Genomic DNA, 20,611 nt, shown 5'->3' on the forward strand with positions numbered 1-20,611 from the left:
GCTGTCGCAGCCAACGGCGTTTTTTTATGGCCGCCTGCGGCGGATCGCTGACAAGTCGAGACGTCGCACCGCAGCTCCCACAGGTCTGTTGTGCACTCAAGTTTTCTGTTCGACACAGATACTGTGGGAGCTGGCTTGCCAGCGATGGCGGCCGACAAGACAACACACAACCCGGCTCGTACAATGCCCACTGCCCCGCAGGAGACTTTCATGACGCGTCCCGCCCCCGTCCGCAAACCCCGTGCCCGCAGTCAGGCGCGGATCGATTCGATTCTCGATGCCGCGCGCACGCTGCTGGCCGCCGAGGGCGTGGCGAGCCTGTCGATCTACAGCGTGGCCGAGCGAGCGCAGATTCCGCCCTCCTCCGTTTATCATTTCTTCGCCAGCGTCCCGGCCTTGCTCGAAGCCCTGACCGCCGATGTGCACGCAGCCTTTCGCGCCTGCCTGCAAGCGCCGATTGACCATGACGCGTTGCGCGACTGGCGCGATCTGTCGCGACTGGTCGAACAGCGCATGCTCGAGATCTACGGCGAAGACGCTGCGGCACGCCAGTTGATCCTCGCCCAGCACGGGCTGACCGAAGTGACCCAGGCTGACCGCCAGCATGATCTGGAGCTGGGCGAGTTGATGCACAAACTGTTCGACCATCACTTTGAATTGCCCAAGCTGCCGGACGATGTCGATGTGTTTGCCTTGGCGATGGAACTGGGCGACCGGGTGTATGCGCGCTCGGTGCAGCAGCATGGGCAGATTACGCCGCGCATGGCCGAGGAAGGGATGCGGGTGTTTGATGCCTATATCGGGTTGTATTTGCCGCCGTATCTGCCCAAAAGATCTTTGGTGATCTGACTGGCCTCATCGCTGCCGATTTCAAGCCAGGCACAAAAAACCCCGAAGGGCTCATACCCTTCGGGGTTGTTGTTTATCCACTGGCTCACAACTTGGCGATCGACACCTCGGTGGATTTCACAAAGGCGATCACTTCACTGCCCACCACCAGTTCCAGCTCTTTCACCGAGCGAGTGGTGATCACCGAAGTGACGATGCCCGAAGCGGTCTGCACGTCGATTTCCGACAGTACGTCGCCGAGGACGATTTCCTTGATCGAGCCTTTGAACTGGTTGCGCACGTTGATGGCTTTGATAGTCATGGCATTTCTCCTGAGATCGAAATGAGCGGCAAGTGGCAAGCTACAAGCTGCAAGCAAAAGCACAGCGCTTTGACTTGCAGCTTGAAGCTCGAAGCTTGCAGCTGCTTCATTGCGCCCAACGCAATTGCGTAGGCAAGGGTGAAACAGGTTCCGGCGCCGGCGGTTCGCCGGGCAGGGACAGAACACGGTTGAGCACTTCGGTTTCCAGTGCCGCCAGGCGATGCGAGCCACGCACCCGAGGGCGCGGCAGTTCGACGTGCAGGTCGAGGCCGACTTCGCCGTCCTCGATCAGAATGACCCGATCGGCAATCGCCACCGCTTCGCTGACGTCGTGGGTTACCAGCAACACGGTGAAGCCGTGTTGCTGCCACAGGCGTTCGATCAGTTGCTGCATCTCGATGCGCGTCAGGGCGTCCAGCGCACCGAGTGGTTCGTCGAGCAACAGCAGGCGCGGTTTATGAATCAGCGCCCGAGCCAGGGCGACACGCTGCTTCTGGCCGCCGGATAACGCCGCCGGCCATTCATTGGCGCGATCGGCCAAGCCCACGGCTTCGAGCGCGTCCAGCGCTTGCGCCCGCCAGTTGCCCTTGAGGCCGAGACCAACGTTGTCGATGATCTTTTTCCACGGCAGCAGACGCGCTTCCTGGAACATCAAGCGGGTGTCATCGCGCGCCTCATTGAGCGGCGCGGAACCGGCGAGCAGGTCGCCGCCAGTCGGTTGATCGAGTCCGGCGAGCAAGCGCAGCAAGGTGCTTTTACCGCAACCACTGCGCCCGACCACGGCAATAAATTGCCCCGCTGGAATGTGCAAATCGATGTCGCGCAATACCTGGCGCAAGCCAAAGGTTTTCTGCAGGTTGCGCAGCGCTAGCGGAATCCCGCGCAGCAAGCGTGGCGGTTGTTGAGCGGTCATGCCGCACCTCCCTTGGCAACCTGATAGGCCGGATGCCAGCGCAACCACACCCGTTCCAGCCCACGAGCAGCGAGGTCAGCCAGTTTGCCCAGTACCGCGTAAAGCAGGATCGCCAGCACGACCACGTCGGTTTGCAAGAACTCGCGGGCGTTCATCGCCAGATAGCCAATGCCGGAGCTGGCCGAAATGGTTTCCGCGACGATCAGCGTCAGCCACATGAAACCCAGGGCAAAGCGCACGCCAACCAGAATCGACGGCAGCGCGCCGGGCAGAATCACTTGGCGGAACAGGCCGAAACCGCTCAGGCCATAACTGCGCGCCATCTCCACCAGCGCCGGGTCGACGCTGCGAATACCGTGATAGGTGTTGAGGTAAATCGGGAACAATGTGCCCAACGCCACGAGAAAAATTTTCGCCGACTCGTCGATGCCGAACCACAGGATCACCAGCGGAATCAGCGCCAGATGCGGCACGTTGCGGATCATTTGCACCGAGCTGTCGAGCAAGCGTTCGCCCCATTTCGACAGGCCCGTGATAAAGCCCAGCACCAGGCCGATGCTGCCGCCGATGGTGAAGCCGAGTGCCGCGCGCCAGCCGCTGATGGCCAGGTGCGTCCAGATTTCGCCGCTGCGCACCAGACTGACGCCGGCTTCGATTACCGCCACCGGTGCCGGCAGGATCCGCGTCGACAACCAGCCGGCCGACACTGATAACTGCCACACCGCGAGCAACAACACCGGCAGCGCCCAGGGCGCGAGACAGTGGATGAATTTCTTCATGGCCGCGCCTCAGCTCTGCGATGCGGCTTTGGGCAGGATATCGTTGGCGACCATCTCGCCGAACGGGCTGACGTAACCGGCGCTTTTCGGCAGTTCCGGGCGCTCGACGTCGAGGTGCGGAAACAGCAGCTCGGCGACGCGATAGGATTCTTCGAGGTGTGGATAACCGGAGAAGATGAACGTATCTATGCCCAGATCGGCGTATTCATTGACCCGCGCCGCCACGGTCGGGGCATCGCCGACCAGTGCCGTGCCGGCACCGCCGCGCACCAGACCGACGCCGGCCCACAGGTTCGGGCTGACTTCGAGGTTGTCGCGGCTACCGCCGTGCAGCGCGGCCATGCGTTGCTGGCCGACCGAATCGAAGCGCGCCAGCGAAGCCTGCGCACGTTGGATGGTGTCGTCGTCCAGATGCGAGATCAGCCGATCCGCTGCTTGCCAGGCTTCGGCATTGGTTTCCCGCACGATCACATGCAGACGAATACCGAAGCGAACGGTGCGGCCGAGCTTGGCGGCCTTGGCGCGGACCTGCGCGATTTTCTCGGCCACCGCCGCCGGTGGCTCGCCCCAGGTCAGGACCATTTCCACTTGTTCGGCGGCCAGGTCCTGCGCAGCTTCCGACGAACCGCCGAAGTACAGCGGCGGACGCGGTTGCTGGATCGGTGGATAGAGCAACTTGGCGCCTTTGACGCTGATGTGTTCGCCGTCGTAATCAACGGTTTCGCCTTCCAGCACGCGGCGCCAGATGCGGGTGAATTCCACCGAGGCCTGATAGCGTTCTTCGTGGTTGAGGAACAGGCCGTCACCGGCCAATTCTTCCGGATCGCCACCGGTGACGAGGTTGAACAGCGCACGGCCGCCGGACAAGCGATCCAGTGTTGCAGCCTGACGCGCCGCCACCGTCGGGGAAATGATCCCGGGGCGCAGGGCAACCAGAAACTTCAGGCGCTGGGTCACTGGAATCAGTGAGGCCGCCACCAGCCACGAGTCTTCGCAGGAACGCCCGGTGGGAATCAGCACACCGCCAAAACCGAGGCGATCCGCCGCTTGCGCGACTTGCTGCAGATAACCGTGGTCGACCGCGCGGGCGCCTTCGGCGGTGCCAAGGTAATGGCCGTCGCCGTGGGTAGGCAGGAACCAGAAAATGTTGAGGCTCATGGAGTGGTCTCCTTGTGGATTCGAATTACTGCGCTTGAGAGCTTTGGGCCACAGCGGCCGGTGGCGTCCAGATCACGTCCTTGATGCTCAGCGGCTTGGGAATCAGCTTGAGCTGGAAGAACGTGTCGGCGATTTTCTGTTGCGCGGCGACCACTTCCGGGGTCAGGAACAGCGCGCCGTAGCCCTGGCGTTTCACCGAGGTCAGGGTGATGTCTGCCGGCAGACCGAGCAGCGGCGCCACCTGCTGAGTGACATCTTGCGGATTGGCTTTGGACCATTCGCCGACCGCGCGCACCTCTTCGACGAGGGTCTTGATCACTTCGGGATTTTTCTGCGCGTAAGGTTTGGTAGCGAGATAGAACTGGTGGTTATCGACGATGCCTTTGCCGTCACGCAGGGTATGCGCCTGCAACTGTTGTTCGGCGGCGGCCTGATACGGATCCCAGATAACCCAGGCGTCGACACTGCCGCGCTCGAACGCCGCGCGGGCATCGGCCGGTGGCAGGAACACTGTTTGAATGTCGCTGTACTTGAGGCCGGCGTCTTCCAGCGCACGCACCAACAGGTAGTGGACGTTGGAGCCTTTGTTCAGCGCGATTTTCTTGCCTTTGAGATCGGCCACCGACTTGATCGGCGAGTCTTTCGGCACGAGGATCGCTTCACTGTGCGGCGCTGGCGGTTCGTAAGCCACGTAGAGTAGATCGGCGCCAGCGGCCTGGGCGAACACCGGCGGGGTTTCGCCGGTTACACCAAAGTCGATCGAGCCAACGTTAAGGCCTTCGAGCAGTTGCGGGCCGCCGGGAAATTCAGTCCATTGCACGTCGACGCCTTGGGCGGCCAGACGTTTTTCCAGCGTGCCTTTGGCCTTGAGCAGCACCAGCGTGCCGTACTTCTGATAACCGATCCGCAAGGTCTCGGCTTGAGCTTGGGTAATGGCGCCGATGGACACAGCCGCAGCAAACAGAGCGACCAGACCACGACGCAAAAATACAGGGCGCATGGCGCTCTCCTTTTTGCTGTTGGGTTGTGGCTGCACCTGCTTGCCCGTTGGCGGGCGAGTAAGGCCAGTACTTCAAATTGCGATGAGGCTCAAATGCTCCAGCGAGCACTCAACAAACGTTCGTTCAACAGGCCCGGCTCCAGCGGTTTCGGCCGGCGTGCCATGGCCCCGACAAACTGCTCCAGCGCTTCATGCAGTCGCAATTCCAGGGCCGGCGCCAGTTGCGCATCGGCACTGCCTTCGCCGTAAGCGATCTGGCTGTCCTCGGCAAAAATCCCCTGGAGCATTTCCTGGGCTTTCAACGCCGAGAGCACTGGCTTGAGGGCGTAATCGACCACCAGCATGTGGGCGATGCTGCCACCGGTGGCCATCGGCAAAACGATCTTGTGGCTCAGCGCACGTTCCGGCAGCAGATCCAACAGGGTTTTCAGTGCGCCGGAAAATGACGCCTTGTATACCGGCGTAGCGATCAGCAGGCCGTCGGCGTTTTCGATCTGTTGCAACAGGTCGAGAACCTTCGGGCTGTCGAAGCGCGCGTGGAGCAAATCTTCGGCCGGGAAGTCCCGCACCCGATAACTCACCACTTCCACCCCGTGCTGTTGCAACCAGCGTTGCGAGCGCTCCAGCAGCACCCCGGAGCGGGAGCGCAGGCTGGGGCTGCCACCCAGTGAGACGACCAGCATTGCGACGATTCCTTAAACGTTAGCGGCGATTCGCAGGTTGCGATCTCGCTTCAATGGAATGACCTTACCAGCAGATTTATATATCCATAAATCATATTTATTCATTTGGTTATGCGTTTTGGAGATATACCAACTGCCTTTATCTGGACAAAAAAAAGGCCGTCGAAACGGCCGAAATTCCCCTGCTCCGTGGTTCCGTGGTGACTGGACTATCGCTATCGCGAGCACGCTCACTCCTACAGGGGATCGCATTCCAAATGTAGGAGTGAGCCTGCTCGCGATGGCGCCAGCGGCTACACCGCAGAAATCATTTGTTGGGCTGCGGCGTCAGGCGCAGGTACGGCTTCACCGCGCGATAGCCTTTGGGGAAGCGCTGCTTGATCTCGTCCTCATCCTTGAGCGACGGCACGATCACCACGTCTTCACCGTCCTGCCAGTTGGCCGGGGTGGCGACCTTGTAGTTGTCGGTGAGCTGCAGCGAATCGATCACCCGCAGGATCTCGTGGAAGTTACGCCCGGTGCTCGCGGGATAAGTAATGGTCAGGCGAATCTTCTTGTTCGGATCGATGACGAACAGTGAGCGCACGGTCAGGGTGTCACTGGCGTTCGGATGGATCAGGTCGTAGAGGTCGGAAACCTTGCGATCGGCATCGGCCAGGATCGGGAAATTGACCACGGTGTTCTGGGTCTCATTGATGTCTTCGATCCACTTGTGGTGCGAATCTACCGGATCGACCGACAGCGCAATGGCTTTGACGCCGCGCTGGCTGAACTGATCCTTGACCTTGGCGGTGAAGCCCAGTTCGGTCGTGCACACCGGGGTGAAGTCCGCCGGATGAGAGAACAGCACGCCCCAGCTATCGCCCAGCCATTCGTGGAAACGAATCTTGCCGGCGCTGGAATCCTGTTCGAAATCGGGGGCGATGTCGCCAAGTCTGAGGCTCATGATGCGGCTCCTGTTGGAGTTGTTGGAGACCTCAACTGTAGCCCGGGATTTGCCATGATGAAAAAGAATAAATAACGAGATATTTATATCTTTAGTGAATATTAAACTTCTGTTCACTGGACGCTTGGCGGCATCGCGACGAACATCGGTTCCAAGGTTCGAGAAGGCCTTGAGTTGCAGTAAAGAGGGAAATTCGGGACAGGCTTACGGTGGTGGGCCTGACCCGAAAACGCAAAAGCCCCGTCCGGCGCAATGCCGGACGGGGCTTTTTTTACGTCTGCGAATCGAGCCGCGCTATTACAACAGCGGGATCGAGTAGCTGACGATCAAGCGGTTTTCGTCCTGCGAACGGGTGTTCGGCAGGTCGGTGCGCCATACCGCGTTTTTCCACATCAGGCCGACGTTCTTGAACGGACCTTCCGGCACTACGTAACCGATGGTGAAGTCGCGTTCCCACTCGGAACGGTTCGACGCGTTTTCGCGACCGTTGCTGCCAACGGTGTCGATGCTGTCGCCCTTCAGGTAAACCACACCGGCGGTCAGGCCAGGTACGCCAACCTTGGCGAAATCGTAGGAGTAGCGAGCTTGCCAGGTTTTCTCACCGGCACGGCCGAACTTCTGGATCTGCATATCGGTGATGGTGTAGTTCGACGAACCGTCGCCCTGGTTCAGCCAAGGGAAGTCGCTGCTACCGTTGGAAACCTGGTAGCCGCCGCCGAAGGTGTGGCCGGCAACGGTATACAGGAACAAGCCGCTGTACAGGTTGTTGTCGACTTCGCCACGACCGTTACGGAAACCGGTGTAGTTACCCGAGCTGTAGTAAGCCGAATCGGTGCCGTTCTTGCCGTCGTCGGAGCTGTTGAAGTAACGCAGGTCAGACTTCAACACGCCCGGGCCGATCGACCAGTTGTGTACCAGACCCAGGAAGTGCTGCTTGTAGAAGTCTTCCAGGTTGCCGTAGTAGTACTGGGCAGTCAGGTCTTTGGTGATCTTGTAGTCACCACCGGCATAGATGAACTTGTTGCTGTCACGGAACGCCGTGCCACGGGAGTTGGCGCCGCCGATCGAGAGGTTTTCGTTGTTGCTGGAGTTACGACCTTTTACCGCTTCGATCTGGCCGCCGACCAGGGTCAGGTCCTTGATCTCGCCGGAAGTGATCTGGCCGCCCTGCCAGGTTTGTGGCAACAGACGACCGTCGTTGGTCACGATCACCGGCAGTTTTGGCTGCAGGGTGCCCAGCTTCAGTTCGGTCTGGGAGATCTTGGCTTTGGCAGTCAGACCCAGGCTGGAGAAGTTGTCCACGGCTTCGCCGTTGGACTCGCTCGGGAACACGGTGCCGCCGTAAGCGGTGCCGCTGTTGCCGTTGGTGCCGCCGCCCGAATCCAGACGGATGCCCAGCAGGCCGATGGCGTCAAGGCCGAAACCGACGGTGCCCTGGGTGTAACCGGAGATGAAACGCAGATCGAAGCCTTGGCCCCACTCTTCGTTCTTGTTGGCGCCAGTGCCATCACGGTTGTCAGTGTTGATGTAGAAGTTGCGCAGCCCCAGAGTTGCCTTGCTGTCTTCGATGAAACCGGCGGCGCCTGCCTGCTGCGCCATAACCCCAACGGCCACAGCCAGGGCCAAGGTGGACTTGTTCATGTATCGCTCCTCTCGTTCTAATTCTTGTGTTCCTGGTTCGGGGTCGATTTGCCCTGAATCCTAAGATGCGCGATTAGCGCCAGACCGTGACTGACAAGTCAATCGTAACCTTGTGTGTCTACGACCATGGTCTAATCGCAAGTGATTTGGTCCCTGCAGGGTAGAGATTTCCTGATAAACCCAAAAAGAATTATTTCATTCTTTTTCATACCATTCGGGTATATGGCCCATTAATGGCCATCCGCGCCGGGAAACAGCGTATCGGCGCCTAAGCTCATTCCTAAATGGTATTTGTTGACCTTTTTTTAGATCGATTAGCTTTGCCGTACTCCCACCTACGTCAAACCCTATCGAAAAGGCGACGCATCATGGCGAAACGCGCACTATCAAGTCAATTTGTTACAGTTTGTGTGTCGGCACTGTTTTCTTTTTCCGCACATGCCGCCGGTCTGACCGTGGGTTATCAGACGGGCATCGACCCGAGCAAAGTGCCCCAGGCGGACGGCGTCTATGAGGAGGCCATCGGCGAAAAGATCGACTGGCGGCGCTTCAACAGCGGCCCGGAAGTTGTGACAGCCATTGCTTCGGGTGATGTGCAGATCGGCAATCTCGGTTCGAGCCCGCTGGCAGCAGCGGCGTCGCGCAATCTGCCGATCGTGGCGTTTATTGTTTCGGCGCAGATCAATGCCGCCGAAGCCTTGGTGGTGCGCAATGGCAGTGGCATTGACAAGCCGCAGGATCTGATCGGCAAAACCATCGCCACGCCGTTCGTGTCCACTTCTCACTACAGCCTGCTCGGGGCGTTGAAACACTGGGGCCTGACGACCTCGCAAGTCAAAGTGGTCAACCTGCAACCGGCAGAGATTGCCGCTGCATGGAAGCGTGGCGACATCGATGGGGCGTTTGTCTGGTCACCGGCGCTGGGTGAAATCCGCAAGACCGGCAAGACCCTGACTGACGCCGCGCAGGTCGGCCAGTGGGGCGCGCCGACTTTCGAAGTTTGGGTTGCGCGCAAGGACTTCGCCGAGAAGCATCCCGACGTCGTGGCGAAATTCGCCAAGGTCACGCTGGACTCGTTCGCTGATTACGCCGCGCACAAAGACAGCTGGACGGCCGACTCGGTGCCGGTACAGAAAATCGCCAAACTGACCGGTGCCAATGCCGCCGATGTACCGGAACTGCTCGCCGGCTCGACATTCCCGGATGCGAAGGCGCAGCAAACCACAGCGCTGCTGGACGGCGGCACGGCGAAGGCGATTGGCGAGACAGCGAAGTTCCTCAAGGAACAGGGCAAGGTCGAAACGGTGCTGACGGATTATTCGCCGTACGTCAGTGCGAAGTTCATCGCGCACTAGAAAGCTTCGCGAGCAGGCTCACTCCCACATCGGTTCCGCGAATTGATCGTTCCCACGCTCTGCGTGGGGATGCAGCCCGGGACGCTCCGCGTCCCATCAAAAGCCGAACGCGGAGCGTCCGTTGAGGCATTCCTTTGCTGCGCGTGGGAACGATCGATGGGGAAGTTACAGCGTCTTTTCGAAGATCTTCGAATTGCGCTGATAGTTGTACAGCGAAGCCCGCGCCGCTGGCAGGCGCTCGACGCTGCTCGGTTCGAAACCGCGCTCGCGGAACCAGTGTGCAGTACGCGTGGTGAGCACGAACAAGGTTTTCAAACCCTGCGCCCGCGCACGGGTTTCGATGCGCTCGAGCAATTCATCACCGCGCCCACCGTGGCGATACTCCGGATTCACCGCCAGGCAAGCCAGCTCGCCGGCATCGGAATCGGCAATCTGATACAGCGCCGCACAGGCGATGATCATGCCTTCGCGTTCGACCACGCTGAACTGCTCGATCTCGCGTTCCAGCACTTCACGCGAGCGGCGCACCAGAATGCCCTGCTCTTCCAGCGGACTGATCAGGTCGAGCAAGCCGCCGACATCTTCAATCGCCGCCTCGCGCACCAGTTCGAATTGCTCCTGCGCGACCAGCGTACCGCCACCGTCACGGGTGAACAGTTCGGTCAGCAGCGCGCCGTCTTCGGCGTAGCTGACGATATGGCTGCGCGCTACGCCGCCACGGCAGGCTTCGGCAGCCGCGTCGAGCAACTCCGCCTGATAATTGCTCATGCCCAGACGCTGCAAATGCGCCGGCACTTGTTGCGGACGCAGTTCGCGAACCAGTTTGCCGTTCTCGTCGATCAGGCCGAGTTCGGCGCCGAACAACAGCAGTTTATCTGCACCCAGATCGATGGCGGCGCGGGTGGCGACGTCTTCGCAGGCAAGGTTGAAGATTTCACCAGTTGGCGAGTAGCCCAGCGGCGACAGCAGCACGATCGAGCGCTCGTCGAGCAGGCGATTGATGCCCTTGCGATCGACCCGGCGCACTTCGCCGGTATGGTGATAATCAACGCCTTCAAGCACGCCGATCGGCCGCGCGGTAACGAGGTTGCCGCTGGCCACGCGCAGGCGTGAGCCCTGCATCGGCGAGGAAGCCATGTCCATCGACAGCCGCGCTTCGATGGCGATGCGCAACTGGCCGACCGCGTCGATCACACACTCCAGCGTCGCCGCGTCGGTGATGCGCATGCCGTGATGGTAATGCGGGGTCAGGCCGCGTGCGGCGAGGCGGGTCTCGATCTGTGGGCGCGAGCCATGCACCAGCACCAGACGCACGCCGAGGCTGTGCAGCAAAACCAGGTCGTGGACGATGTTGCCGAAATTCGGATGCTCAACGCCGTCGCCGGGCAGCATGACGACGAAGGTGCAATCGCGGTGGGCATTGATGTAAGGGGATGCGTGACGAAGCCAATTAACGTATTCGGGCATGAACCTGGGCCTGTAATAAAGAGCAGCCGAAAAAGGGGCGAAACGAAAAAACGCACAGCGGGCTGATGGTTATCGTCGGAACAGGCTTGGCGACACGCGCGCTCTCCTCATGAATACGGGTTGGGGTGTTGGCAATTTACAGCGTTTGATCAGGCAAAACATAGATCCCTTGTAGGAGTGAGCCTGCTCGCGATAGCGGAGTGTCAGTCAATATCTCCGGGAATGTCTCACCGCTATCGCGAGCAGGCTCACTCCTACAAAGGGTCACTTGAAATCCTGTGACGTTGGGGCACTTGTCAGGCAGTAATGTTCAATCAACTGCCGCAATAGCTGCACGGTAGGCTGCAAACGTGACATTTCAAGGTATTCGCCGGGCTGGTGGGCACAGGCGATGTCGCCGGGGCCGAGCACGATGGTTTCGCAGCCGAGGCGCTGAAGATAAGGCGCTTCGGTGCCGAACGCCACTGCTTCGGCGCGATGGCCGGTGAGCTTTTCAGCGATGCGCACCAATTCCGCGTCTTCGCTCTGCTCGAACGGCGGCACTTCCGGGAACAGCGGTTTGTAGTCAATTTTCACCTGATGCCGCTCGGCCACCGGGTTGAGCTTGCGCAGGATTTCCGCGCGCAGGACCTTCGGGTCCATGCCCGGCAGCGGGCGCAGGTCGAATTCCAGCGAACACTGGCCGCAGATGCGATTGGGGTTGTCGCCGCCATGGATGCAGCCGAAGTTCAGGGTCGGCTGCGGCACGCTGAATTGCGGATTGTTGAATTCGCGCTGCCACAACAGGCGCAGGCCGCGCAGCTCGCCGATCGCATCGTGCATGGCTTCAAGAGCGCTGTGGCCCAGCCGCGGGTCCGACGAATGCCCGCTCTGCCCGAGAATGTCGATGCGCTCCATCATGATGCCTTTGTGCATGCGGATCGGCTTGAGCCCGGTCGGTTCGCCAATCACCGCCGCACGGCCCAGCGGTTGCCCGGCCTCGGCCAGCGCACGGGCGCCGGACATCGAGCTTTCTTCATCGCAGGTGGCGAGAATCAGCAGCGGTTGCTTGAACGGCTGATTGAGCAGCGGCTGCACCGCCTCGATGATCAGCGCGAAGAAGCCTTTCATGTCGCAGCTGCCGAGACCGACCCAGCGGCCATCGACTTCGGTGAGTTTCAGCGGATCGGTCTGCCACAACGCGTCGTCATACGGCACCGTATCGCTGTGCCCGGCCAGCACCAGCCCGCCGGGGCCGCTGCCGATGCTGGCGAGCAAGTTGAATTTGCCCGGACTGATTTGCTGGATATCGCAGCTGAAGCCTAGGTCACCCAGCCAACCCGCCAGCAGATCGATAACGGCGCGGTTGGATTGATCGAGGCTCGGTTGGGTACAGCTGACCGATGGCGCGGCAATCAGCGCAGCGAACTGGTCTTGCATGGATGGCAAAGGCATCGCTGACTCCAACTCCCGGATTGAGGTCCATCATAGAACCATCCGGCGCTCGGAATAAACCGCCGCAGGGCGTAGGAAGTTTGACTCCTGTACACTGCACGGCCTTGGCAGCCACACATTCCCCCGGCTGCGCTCCCGATATCCTGGATTTTCCGGCCATGCAGAAAGAAACCGAAATCAAACTCCGCGTCAGCCGCGAAACCCTCGCCGCTCTGCGCGAGCACCCGCTCCTGAAGAAACGCAACAAAAGTGGCTGGGAACGCCGTGAGTTGATGAACCAGTACTTCGACACCCCGGAGCGCGATCTGGCCCAGGCCAAGGTCGCCCTGCGCCTGCGCAAGGATGGCGACGAGGTCATCCAGACCCTGAAGACGCGCGGCCAGAGCGTCGCCGGTCTGTCCGAGCGTAACGAGTACGACTGGAAACTGCCGAAGGCCAAGCTCGATGTGAAGAAACTCGACGGCGAATGCTGGCCCGAATCGCTGGCCGAGCTGGACAAGAAAACCCTCAAGCCGATCTTCACCACCGATTTCGTCCGCGAGCGCGCCGAAATCGCCTGGGGTCGTGGCAAGACCAAGGTGGTCATCGAAGCCGCACTGGACCTCGGTCACGTCGTGGTCGGCAAGCAGAAAGAAGAAATCTGCGAGCTGGAACTGGAACTGCGCGAAGGCGAGCCTGCCGCGCTGCTCGAACTGGCCGCCGAACTGGCTGAAACCCTCGCCTTGATGCCGTGCGACATCAGCAAGGCTGAGCGTGGTTATCGCCTGTACGACGCCAACAGCTATTCGCTGAGCCTGCCGGCGCCGCAACTGACCCCGGAAACCCCACTCGACGACGCCTTCGCCGCGCTGAGCTGGCACTTGCTCGGCAGCAGCCAGCGTCTGGCCGAACAATATCGTTTCAACGGCCACTGGCGCCTGCTGCAGGACTGGGTCGAGAACCTCGCAGAAATGCGCGCCCTGCTCAGCAGCCTCGGCCAGGCCGCGCCGCGTCAGTCGACCCACGACCTGCGCGTAGCACTGGATGCGTTGCTGGAAGACTGGCGCCCGCTGGTGCAGGTCGGCATCGAAGATGAAGACGTGCGCAAAGCCGCACCGGAGCAGTTCCTTGAAGAACTGGAAGATCCGCGCTGGGGCCTGTTCTCGCTGAGCACGTCGCGCTGGTTGCTGGCCCGCACCTGGACCGCCGACCGCAACGTGCGCGGCAATCGTCAGGGTGGCGCGCAGTTGCACAGCTGGTTGCCGCGCCTGCTCGGCGAAGAAGCCACAGCCCTGCAACTGCAGCGCTATCAGCAACAGCCGGAAGACCTCGCTGAACAACTGCCGCGCATCGAGCGCATTCAGGTCTGGCTGCACCACGCGCGCAACGTGCTGGAGATTCCGGAAATGGATCGCCTCTACGGCGAGCTGAACAAGTTGGCGCAACTGGCCAACGAGCCGACCATCACCGACGAACTGCTCGACGCGCGCAAGCAACAGGCGATTGCGGTTTACCAGAATCGCGCGTGGAAAATGCTGTTGCGCATGTAATTCCGCCATCGCCAGCAGGCTGGCTCCCACAGGGGAAATGTGGCGAACACAACACCTGTGGGAGCTAGCCTGCTAGCGATGAGGCCCGCCGCCTCAACTCAGACCGGCAGGCTGGTGGTGGATTTGATTTCCGACAACGCCACTATCGAATTCACTTCCTGAATCCCCGGCACCAGCGACAGTTTTTCGAAGAAAAACCGCTCATACGCCTCGATGTCCGCCGCGACAATGCGCAACAGAAAATCCACCGCGCCCATCAGCACATAACATTCCAGCACTTCCGGGAAGCCGCGAATTGCCTCGGTGAATTCGGTGAAATTCGAACGCCCGTGGGCGTTGAGTTTGATCTCGGCGAAGATCTGCGTGTTCAGGCCAATCTTCTTGCGGTCGAGCAAGGTCACCTGAGCGCGAATGATCCCCTCCTCCTTCATCCGCTGAATCCGCCGCCAGCACGGCGACTGCGACAGCCCAACCTGCTCGGCGATCTGCGCGCTGGACAGCGAAGCGTCCTCTTGCAGCAGGGCAAGTATCTTGCGGTCGTAGGCGTCCAGTTCGCTGTGCATAGAAAAACCTCAGAAATCAAATAATGCGAATTGGTCACATCGATCAATTGCCAATATCACCGATTTTAGCCAAGAAATACCCCGCAGCGAATGTAAAAATTTCCCCAGTGATCTGGAGACTTGCCATGCCGCACCTTGAAGCCGTAAACAGCGCCCCGCCCCGCGCCGACGTCTGGAATGTCAGCAACGCCCATTGCCTGGCGCAATATCAGATTCTTGCCGAGGCCGAGCCGGATCTGTTGGTGAGGGTGCTGAACCTGTTCGCCTTGCAGTTTCTTACGCCCGAGCAAGTCAACGTGCAGCGCACGGACGATCTGCTGTCAATCGATCTGGTTATGGGCGGCCTGAGCTGGCACCGCGCACAAGTGATCGCGGAAAAACTTCGTAACCTGATCAGCGTCTGCTCGGTCAATCTGCAGAACGCCGACAGCGCCTGGCAGGCGCCGGCAAAGGCAGCCGGCTGACAAATCCGGCAACGGCTTCGTCGGGTAGTGGCCCAACGGTCAGCAGCGCCAAGGCTATTCTTTTGCGCAATGTCGCTTGAAAAGGAAGCCCGCATGTCCGTTCAACTCGCTATTCAGGACCGCTGGCTGGACCTCAATGAAGTGCTGCGCGAGCTGGTCGCACAGGGTTTTATCTGCCAGGACGCCGCCGAGCAGGCGTTGAATGCGCGTCGCCGTCACGCTGCGCACGCGCAGAAGCATCCACTGGAATTCATCGCCAGCCAGCAACTCGACGACCTCAGCCGCCCGGGTAAGCACCTGGATCTGGAAAGCCTGACCCTGTGGCTGGCGCAACAGGCTGGCCAGCCGTACCTGCGCATCGATCCGCTGAAAATCAACGTCGCCGCGATCACGCCGTTGATGTCCTACGCCTTCGCCCAGCGGCACAAGATTCTCGCCGTGGCCGTGGACCGCGACTCGGTGACGGTCGCCAGCGCTCAGCCGTACGTCACCGGCTGGGAGGCAGACCTGACCCATGTACTGAAGTTGCCGATCAAACGGGTAGTGGCCAACCCGGCGGACATCCAGCGTTTCAGCGTCGAGTTCTTTCGGCTGGCGAAATCGGTCAGCGGCGCCAGCAATGCCGATGCGCAGGGCGGCAACCTCGGCAATTTCGAACAACTGCTCAACCTCGGCGCCAGCGATCAGGAGCCGGACGCCAACGATGCGCATATCGTCAACATCGTCGACTGGCTGTTCCAGTACGCCTTTCAGCAGCGCGCCAGCGATATCCACATCGAACCGCGCCGCGAGCAAGGCACCGTGCGTTTTCGCATCGACGGCGTGCTGCACAACGTCTATCAATTCCCGCCGCAGGTGACCATGGCGATTGTCAGTCGCCTGAAAAGCCTCGGCCGGATGAATGTCGCCGAGAAGCGCAAACCTCAGGACGGCCGGGTCAAGACCAAGACCCCGGACGGCGGCGAGGTGGAGCTGCGCCTGTCGACGCTGCCCACGGCGTTCGGCGAGAAAATGGTCATGCGCATCTTCGACCCGGAAGTGCTGCTCAAGGATTTCGATCAACTGGGGTTCAGCGCCGAGGACCTGCGCCGCTGGCAGGACATGACCCGCCAGCCCAACGGCATCATTCTGGTCACCGGGCCGACCGGTTCGGGCAAGACCACCACGCTGTACACCACGTTGAAAAAACTGGCGACCCCGGAGGTCAACCTCTGCACCATCGAAGACCCGATCGAGATGGTCGAGCCGGCCTTCAACCAGATGCAGGTACAGCACAACATCGAGCTGAGTTTTGCCGCCGGCGTGCGCGCATTGATGCGCCAAGACCCGGACATCATCATGATCGGCGAGATCCGCGACCTCGAAACCGCGGAAATGGCGATTCAGGCTGCGCTCACCGGGCACTTGGTGCTGTCGACCCTGCACACCAATGACGCGCCCAGCGCGATCAGCCGTCTGCTCGAACTCGGCGTGCCGCATTACCTGATCAAGGCTACGGTGCTCGGGGTCATGGCCCAGCGGCTGGTGCGCACTCTGTGCCCGCACTGCAAGGCGCCGCAGACGCTGGACGAGGACGACTGGCAGACGCTGACCCGGCCCTGGCAGGCGCCGCTGCCGGGTCATGCGCAACGGGCGATCGGCTGTGTCGAATGTCGCGATACCGGTTATCGCGGCCGCGCCGGGGTTTACGAAATCATGCAACTGAGCGACAGCCTCAAGGCGTTCATCACCCCGGACACCGATCTCACGGCGATCCGCCGTCAGGCCTTCAAGGAAGGCATGCGCAGCCTGCGCCTGTCCGGCGCACAGAAAGTCGCGGCGGGGCTGACCACGGTTGAGGAAGTGCTGCGGGTGACACCGCAAAGCGAGCAGAGCTAGTGCGCCACGGAACCGGATCCGGGAACGACGATCCAACGCCGTAGTCAATCCCCAGGAGTCACCTCATCATGCGTCTCAAACTTGCTGTCGCCACCATGGCCCTGTTGTCCCTTCCCGTCGGTTCGGCCATGGCGGACAGCTTTTGGCGTAACGTCATCTCGTCCGGCGCCACCACCGGCTCCACTTATCTGACCTTCAAGGATCACAAGCTGATCGTCGCCGCCCAGGACGACGCCGGCAGCTTCGTCGCCAGCGACGGCGGCATTCGTGGCCCGTACCTGGAAGCGGCGATGCAGAAAGTCCGTGCCGACAATCCGGGCCTGCAAGCGTCGGACATGGAACTGGCGAACGCGATTCTGGCGAAGAATGCCGTGGCTTCTGAGTAAGCCTTTCGCGTATGAAAATGCCGCTCGATTGAGCGGCATTTTTTTGCTCGAATTTCCCAACCGCCACCGCCTCCTGTGGGAGCGAGCCTGCTCGCGATAGCGGTCTGCCAGTCAGCCTTTTCAGAGACTGATACACCGCTATCGCGAGCAGGCGAAGGCCTACAAGGGACCGGTGTGAATCAGCGGTAATCATCCACCGGGACACAGGCGCAATACAGATTGCGATCGCCGTAAACGTTATCCACCCGATTCACCGCCGGCCAATATTTGTGCAACCGGGTGTGGGCATCCGGGGTAATCGCCCGATCGATGCTGTAGGGCCGCTCCCAGACGCCGGTAACATCGGCCAACGTATGCGGCGCGCGTTTGAGAGGGTTGTCCTCCGCCGGCCAGTTACCGTTCTTCACTTCGTTGATCTCGGCGCGGATGCTCAGCATGGCGCCAATAAAGCGATCCAGTTCGGCCTTGGATTCGCTCTCGGTCGGTTCGACCATCAACGTGCCCGGCACCGGAAAGGACATGGTCGGGGCGTGGAAACCGTAATCCATCAGGCGCTTGGCCACGTCTTCTTCGCTGATGCCGGTCTGCGCTTTCAGCGGGCGCAGATCAAGAATGCACTCATGCGCCACCCGCCCGTTACGCCCGGTGTACAGCACCGGGAACGCGCCGGATAAATGCTGCGCCAGATAGTTCGCCGCCAGAATTGCCACTTCACTGGCATCGGCCAGTTGCGGGCCCATCATGGCGATGTACATCCAGCTGATTGGCAAAATGCTCGCACTGCCCCAAGGCGCCGCACTGACTGCGCCGTTCTGCGCCAGCGGCCCGTCGATCGGCACCACCGGATGGTTGGCCACGAACGGCGCCAGGTGCGCACGAATGCCAATCGGCCCCATGCCCGGCCCGCCACCACCGTGCGGGATGCAGAAGGTCTTGTGCAGATTCATGTGCGAGACATCGGCACCGATGTCCGCCGGCCGCGCCAGGCCGACCTGCGCATTGAGGTTGGCACCGTCCATGTACACCTGACCGCCATGCTGATGGATTACTTGGCAGATCTCGCTGATGCCCTCTTCGTACACCCCGTGGGTCGACGGATAGGTCGCCATCAGACACGACAGTTTGTTTCCCGCTTCAGCGGCTTTGGCTTTCAGATCATCGAGGTCGACGTTGCCGGCCTCGTCGCATTCGACGATGACCACGCGCATGCCGGCCATCTGCGCCGACGCCGGATTGGTGCCATGGGCTGACGCGGGAATCAGACAGATTTCCCGCGCGCCCTGCTGGCGACTCTCGTGGTATTTGCGGATCGCCAGCAGCCCGGCGTATTCGCCCTGTGCGCCGGAATTGGGTTGCATGCAGATCGCATCGAAGCCGGTTATTGCGCACAGCCAGCGCTCCAGCTCCTCGATCAGCAGCGTATAGCCCAGCGCCTGCTCGCGCGGTACGAACGGGTGCAGGTTGGCGAACTGCGGCCAGGTGATCGGGATCATTTCGCTGGTGGCGTTGAGTTTCATCGTGCAGGAGCCCAGCGGGATCATCGACTGATTGAGCGCCAGATCCTTGTTTTCCAGTTGCTTGAGATAGCGCAGCATCTCGGTTTCGCTGTGATGGGCGTTGAACACCGGATGACGCAGGTACGGCGTGGTGCGTTGCAGGTCGTCGGGAATTCCCGAGGCGACTTCTTCGGCGTCCAGCGCGTCGACGTCCAGACCGTGATCAGCGCCGAGCAGCACATCGAACAGTCGCGCCACAGTGCTTTCATCGCAGGTTTCGTCGAGACTCAGACCGAGGTGGCCACGGCCTAGAATGCGCAGATTGATCTGTGCCGCCTTGGCACTTTCGATGATCGCGGTCTGCGCCCCGCCGACGTCCAGCGTCAGCGTATCGAAGAACTGCGCGTTGACCCGCTTGATCCCATGACGCTCAAGCCCCGCAGCGAGAAGGCAGGTCAGCCGATGCACGCGCTGGGCAATACGCCGCAAACCTTCCGGGCCGTGGTACACCGCGTAGAAACTGGCGATGTTGGCGAGCAGCACCTGCGCGGTGCAGATGTTCGAATTGGCTTTTTCGCGGCGGATATGTTGTTCGCGGGTTTGCAGGGCCATGCGCAGCGCGACGTTGCCCCGGGCATCTTTCGACACGCCGATGATCCGCCCGGGAATCGCCCGTTTGTATTCTTCGCGGCTGGCAAAAAACGCCGCGTGCGGACCGCCATAACCCATCGGCACACCAAAACGCTGGGACGAACCGAACACCACGTCCGCGCCCAGTTCGCCCGGTGGCGTCAGCAGCAACAGGCTCAACAGATCGGTGGCGACGCAGGCCAGCGCCTGCTGCGCATGCAGGTGGTCGATCAACGGTCGCAAATCGCGGATCTCTCCGTGGGTGTCGGGGTATTGCAGCAGCGCGCCGAACACCACGTGCTGTTGCAAATTATCCACAGCGTCGACGATCAGCTCGAAGCCGAAACCTTCAGCGCGGGTCTGCACCACAGAAAGGGTTTGTGGATGGCAATTTTCATCGACAAAAAACACATTGCTCTTCGATTTTGCGACGCGCTTGGCCAGCGCCATGGCCTCAGCCGCCGCCGTGGCTTCATCGAGTAGCGAGGCGTTGGCCAGTTCGAGGCCGGTGAGGTCGATGGTCAACTGCTGAAAGTTAAGCAGCGCTTCGAGCCGGCCCTGAGCGATCTCTGGTTGGTACGGCGTGTACGCGGTGTACCAGCCGGGATTTTCCAGCACGTTGCGCAGAATCACCGTTGGCGTCAGGGTGCCGTGATAGCCCATGCCGATCAGGCTGGTCCAGAGCTGATTCTGCTCGGCATAACCGCGCAGTTTCGCCAACGCCGCCGGTTCGTCGAGGGCCGCTGGCAAGTCCAGCGCACGGTTGAAGCGAATCCCCGGCGGCACGGTCTGCTCGATCAGTTCGACCCGACTGCCAAGGCCGAGGCTGTCGAGCATCGCCTGCTGCTCGGCGGCATCCGGGCCTAAGTGGCGGCGCGCAAAGGCATCGGGATCGCGTAACTGGCGCAGGGACGGCAACTGGGACATGACGGGCTCTCCTGGCAGGTGCTGGGCGTCAAGGCGACACGGTCAAACCAGCATAGCAGTCCGTGTGACAAGCTATTTCAAGTGCAGCGCATAACCCTGTAGGAGTGAGCCTGCTCGCGATAGCGTTGTGACAGTCAGCATAAGGTGTCTGAAAGAACGCTATCGCGAGCAGGCTCACTCTTGCAGGGGATTTGTGTCGGGCACAAAAAAGC

General features: G+C 60.9%; 18 protein-coding genes. 6 read left to right on the top strand and 12 right to left on the bottom strand.

The window, feature by feature from the left end; all coding sequences use genetic code 11:
• Window positions 1-210 precede the first annotated feature (210 nt).
• Window positions 211-849: a TetR/AcrR family transcriptional regulator gene (locus tag BLU52_RS23515; RefSeq protein ID WP_090287297.1), complete on the top strand. Its 639-nt coding sequence runs from the start codon at window positions 211-213 to the stop codon at window positions 847-849.
• An 85-nt stretch (window positions 850-934) separates the two neighbouring features.
• Here BLU52_RS23515 and BLU52_RS23520 read toward each other — a convergent pair whose 3' ends face one another.
• From BLU52_RS23520 to BLU52_RS23555, 8 genes are all read right to left on the bottom strand, one after another.
• Window positions 935-1,150, bottom strand: a complete 216-nt coding sequence (locus BLU52_RS23520) for a TOBE domain-containing protein (RefSeq protein WP_003229256.1) — start codon at window positions 1,148-1,150, stop codon at window positions 935-937.
• A 106-nt stretch (window positions 1,151-1,256) separates the two neighbouring features.
• Window positions 1,257-2,063 carry an aliphatic sulfonates ABC transporter ATP-binding protein gene (gene ssuB, locus BLU52_RS23525; RefSeq protein ID WP_090287299.1) on the bottom strand — a complete coding sequence of 269 codons (807 nt, stop codon included), beginning with the start codon at window positions 2,061-2,063 and terminating at the stop codon, window positions 1,257-1,259.
• Window positions 2,060-2,842, bottom strand: coding sequence for an aliphatic sulfonate ABC transporter permease SsuC (gene ssuC, locus BLU52_RS23530; protein ID WP_090287301.1), 783 nt, complete (start codon window positions 2,840-2,842; stop codon window positions 2,060-2,062). The genes ssuB and ssuC overlap by 4 nt, the downstream gene beginning before the upstream one ends.
• Window positions 2,843-2,851: 9 nt before the next feature.
• Window positions 2,852-4,000, bottom strand: coding sequence for an FMNH2-dependent alkanesulfonate monooxygenase (gene ssuD / locus BLU52_RS23535; RefSeq protein WP_090287303.1), 1,149 nt, complete (start codon window positions 3,998-4,000; stop codon window positions 2,852-2,854).
• 25 nt (window positions 4,001-4,025) lie between these two features.
• Window positions 4,026-5,000: a sulfonate ABC transporter substrate-binding protein gene (locus BLU52_RS23540; protein WP_090287305.1), complete on the bottom strand. Its 975-nt coding sequence runs from the start codon at window positions 4,998-5,000 to the stop codon at window positions 4,026-4,028.
• 89 nt (window positions 5,001-5,089) lie between these two features.
• On the bottom strand, window positions 5,090-5,683 hold the full coding sequence (gene ssuE, locus BLU52_RS23545; protein ID WP_090287307.1) for an NADPH-dependent FMN reductase: 594 nt from the start codon (window positions 5,681-5,683) through the stop codon (window positions 5,090-5,092).
• A gap of 307 nt (window positions 5,684-5,990) precedes the next feature.
• Entirely contained in the window at window positions 5,991-6,629 is a 639-nt protein-coding gene (locus BLU52_RS23550; RefSeq protein WP_090287309.1) for a peroxiredoxin, read from the bottom strand.
• 297 nt (window positions 6,630-6,926) lie between these two features.
• Window positions 6,927-8,270 (bottom strand): OprD family porin, encoded by a 1,344-nt coding sequence (locus BLU52_RS23555; protein WP_090287311.1) that lies wholly within the window; start codon window positions 8,268-8,270, stop codon window positions 6,927-6,929.
• Between the two features lie 365 nt (window positions 8,271-8,635).
• Between BLU52_RS23555 and tauA the strand changes: the two genes are divergently transcribed.
• Window positions 8,636-9,625, top strand: a complete 990-nt coding sequence (gene tauA, locus BLU52_RS23560) for a taurine ABC transporter substrate-binding protein (protein ID WP_090288667.1) — start codon at window positions 8,636-8,638, stop codon at window positions 9,623-9,625.
• 165 nt (window positions 9,626-9,790) lie between these two features.
• Here the strand turns inward: tauA and argA are convergent, their stop codons facing one another.
• Together argA and argE are read right to left on the bottom strand one after the other, a co-directional pair.
• Window positions 9,791-11,092 carry an amino-acid N-acetyltransferase gene (gene argA, locus BLU52_RS23565; RefSeq protein ID WP_016772647.1) on the bottom strand — a complete coding sequence of 434 codons (1,302 nt, stop codon included), beginning with the start codon at window positions 11,090-11,092 and terminating at the stop codon, window positions 9,791-9,793.
• A gap of 264 nt (window positions 11,093-11,356) precedes the next feature.
• Window positions 11,357-12,526, bottom strand: a complete 1,170-nt coding sequence (gene argE, locus BLU52_RS23570; protein ID WP_090287313.1) for an acetylornithine deacetylase — start codon at window positions 12,524-12,526, stop codon at window positions 11,357-11,359.
• A 158-nt stretch (window positions 12,527-12,684) separates the two neighbouring features.
• Between argE and BLU52_RS23575 the strand changes: the two genes are divergently transcribed.
• Entirely contained in the window at window positions 12,685-14,055 is a 1,371-nt protein-coding gene (locus tag BLU52_RS23575) for a CYTH domain-containing protein (protein WP_090287315.1), read from the top strand.
• 98 nt (window positions 14,056-14,153) lie between these two features.
• Here the strand turns inward: BLU52_RS23575 and BLU52_RS23580 are convergent, their stop codons facing one another.
• The gene (locus tag BLU52_RS23580) at window positions 14,154-14,618 is read right to left on the bottom strand and encodes an Lrp/AsnC family transcriptional regulator (RefSeq protein ID WP_090287318.1); all 465 of its coding nucleotides are present in this window, start codon (window positions 14,616-14,618) and stop codon (window positions 14,154-14,156) included.
• A 125-nt stretch (window positions 14,619-14,743) separates the two neighbouring features.
• On the opposite strand from BLU52_RS23580, the gene BLU52_RS23585 reads away from it, so the two are divergent.
• The 3 genes from BLU52_RS23585 (at window position 14,744) to BLU52_RS23595 (ending at window position 17,346) form a co-directional block, all read left to right on the top strand.
• Window positions 14,744-15,082 carry a hypothetical protein gene (locus BLU52_RS23585; protein WP_090287320.1) on the top strand — a complete coding sequence of 113 codons (339 nt, stop codon included), beginning with the start codon at window positions 14,744-14,746 and terminating at the stop codon, window positions 15,080-15,082.
• A gap of 93 nt (window positions 15,083-15,175) precedes the next feature.
• A complete protein-coding gene (locus tag BLU52_RS23590; RefSeq protein ID WP_090287322.1) occupies window positions 15,176-16,960 on the top strand; it encodes a GspE/PulE family protein in 1,785 nt (594 codons plus the stop codon).
• A gap of 65 nt (window positions 16,961-17,025) precedes the next feature.
• Window positions 17,026-17,346 carry a DUF2388 domain-containing protein gene (locus BLU52_RS23595; protein ID WP_197677994.1) on the top strand — a complete coding sequence of 107 codons (321 nt, stop codon included), beginning with the start codon at window positions 17,026-17,028 and terminating at the stop codon, window positions 17,344-17,346.
• Window positions 17,347-17,525: 179 nt separating this feature from the next.
• Here BLU52_RS23595 and gcvP read toward each other — a convergent pair whose 3' ends face one another.
• On the bottom strand, window positions 17,526-20,399 hold the full coding sequence (gcvP, locus tag BLU52_RS23600; RefSeq protein WP_090287326.1) for an aminomethyl-transferring glycine dehydrogenase: 2,874 nt from the start codon (window positions 20,397-20,399) through the stop codon (window positions 17,526-17,528).
• Between the last annotated feature and the right edge of the window lie 212 nt (window positions 20,400-20,611).

This window comes from Pseudomonas granadensis, from assembly GCF_900105485.1.
GTDB classification, from domain to species: Bacteria; Pseudomonadota; Gammaproteobacteria; order Pseudomonadales; family Pseudomonadaceae; genus Aquipseudomonas; species Aquipseudomonas granadensis.

What these genes read in the sequence shown, in the direction of transcription:
- BLU52_RS23515 (WP_090287297.1), top strand. Translation starts at nt 211, where the DNA reads ATGACGCGTCCCGCCCCCGTCCGCAAACCCCGTGCCCGCAGTCAGGCG.
- BLU52_RS23520 (WP_003229256.1), bottom strand. Translation starts at nt 1,150, where the DNA reads ATGACTATCAAAGCCATCAACGTGCGCAACCAGTTCAAAGGCTCGATC.
- ssuB (WP_090287299.1), bottom strand. Translation starts at nt 2,063, where the DNA reads ATGACCGCTCAACAACCGCCACGCTTGCTGCGCGGGATTCCGCTAGCG.
- ssuC (WP_090287301.1), bottom strand. Translation starts at nt 2,842, where the DNA reads ATGAAGAAATTCATCCACTGTCTCGCGCCCTGGGCGCTGCCGGTGTTG.
- ssuD (WP_090287303.1), bottom strand. Translation starts at nt 4,000, where the DNA reads ATGAGCCTCAACATTTTCTGGTTCCTGCCTACCCACGGCGACGGCCAT.
- BLU52_RS23540 (WP_090287305.1), bottom strand. Translation starts at nt 5,000, where the DNA reads ATGCGCCCTGTATTTTTGCGTCGTGGTCTGGTCGCTCTGTTTGCTGCG.
- ssuE (WP_090287307.1), bottom strand. Translation starts at nt 5,683, where the DNA reads ATGCTGGTCGTCTCACTGGGTGGCAGCCCCAGCCTGCGCTCCCGCTCC.
- BLU52_RS23550 (WP_090287309.1), bottom strand. Translation starts at nt 6,629, where the DNA reads ATGAGCCTCAGACTTGGCGACATCGCCCCCGATTTCGAACAGGATTCC.
- BLU52_RS23555 (WP_090287311.1), bottom strand. Translation starts at nt 8,270, where the DNA reads ATGAACAAGTCCACCTTGGCCCTGGCTGTGGCCGTTGGGGTTATGGCG.
- argA (WP_016772647.1), bottom strand. Translation starts at nt 11,092, where the DNA reads ATGCCCGAATACGTTAATTGGCTTCGTCACGCATCCCCTTACATCAAT.
- argE (WP_090287313.1), bottom strand. Translation starts at nt 12,526, where the DNA reads ATGCCTTTGCCATCCATGCAAGACCAGTTCGCTGCGCTGATTGCCGCG.
- BLU52_RS23575 (WP_090287315.1), top strand. Translation starts at nt 12,685, where the DNA reads ATGCAGAAAGAAACCGAAATCAAACTCCGCGTCAGCCGCGAAACCCTC.
- BLU52_RS23580 (WP_090287318.1), bottom strand. Translation starts at nt 14,618, where the DNA reads ATGCACAGCGAACTGGACGCCTACGACCGCAAGATACTTGCCCTGCTG.
- BLU52_RS23585 (WP_090287320.1), top strand. Translation starts at nt 14,744, where the DNA reads ATGCCGCACCTTGAAGCCGTAAACAGCGCCCCGCCCCGCGCCGACGTC.
- BLU52_RS23590 (WP_090287322.1), top strand. Translation starts at nt 15,176, where the DNA reads ATGTCCGTTCAACTCGCTATTCAGGACCGCTGGCTGGACCTCAATGAA.
- gcvP (WP_090287326.1), bottom strand. Translation starts at nt 20,399, where the DNA reads ATGTCCCAGTTGCCGTCCCTGCGCCAGTTACGCGATCCCGATGCCTTT.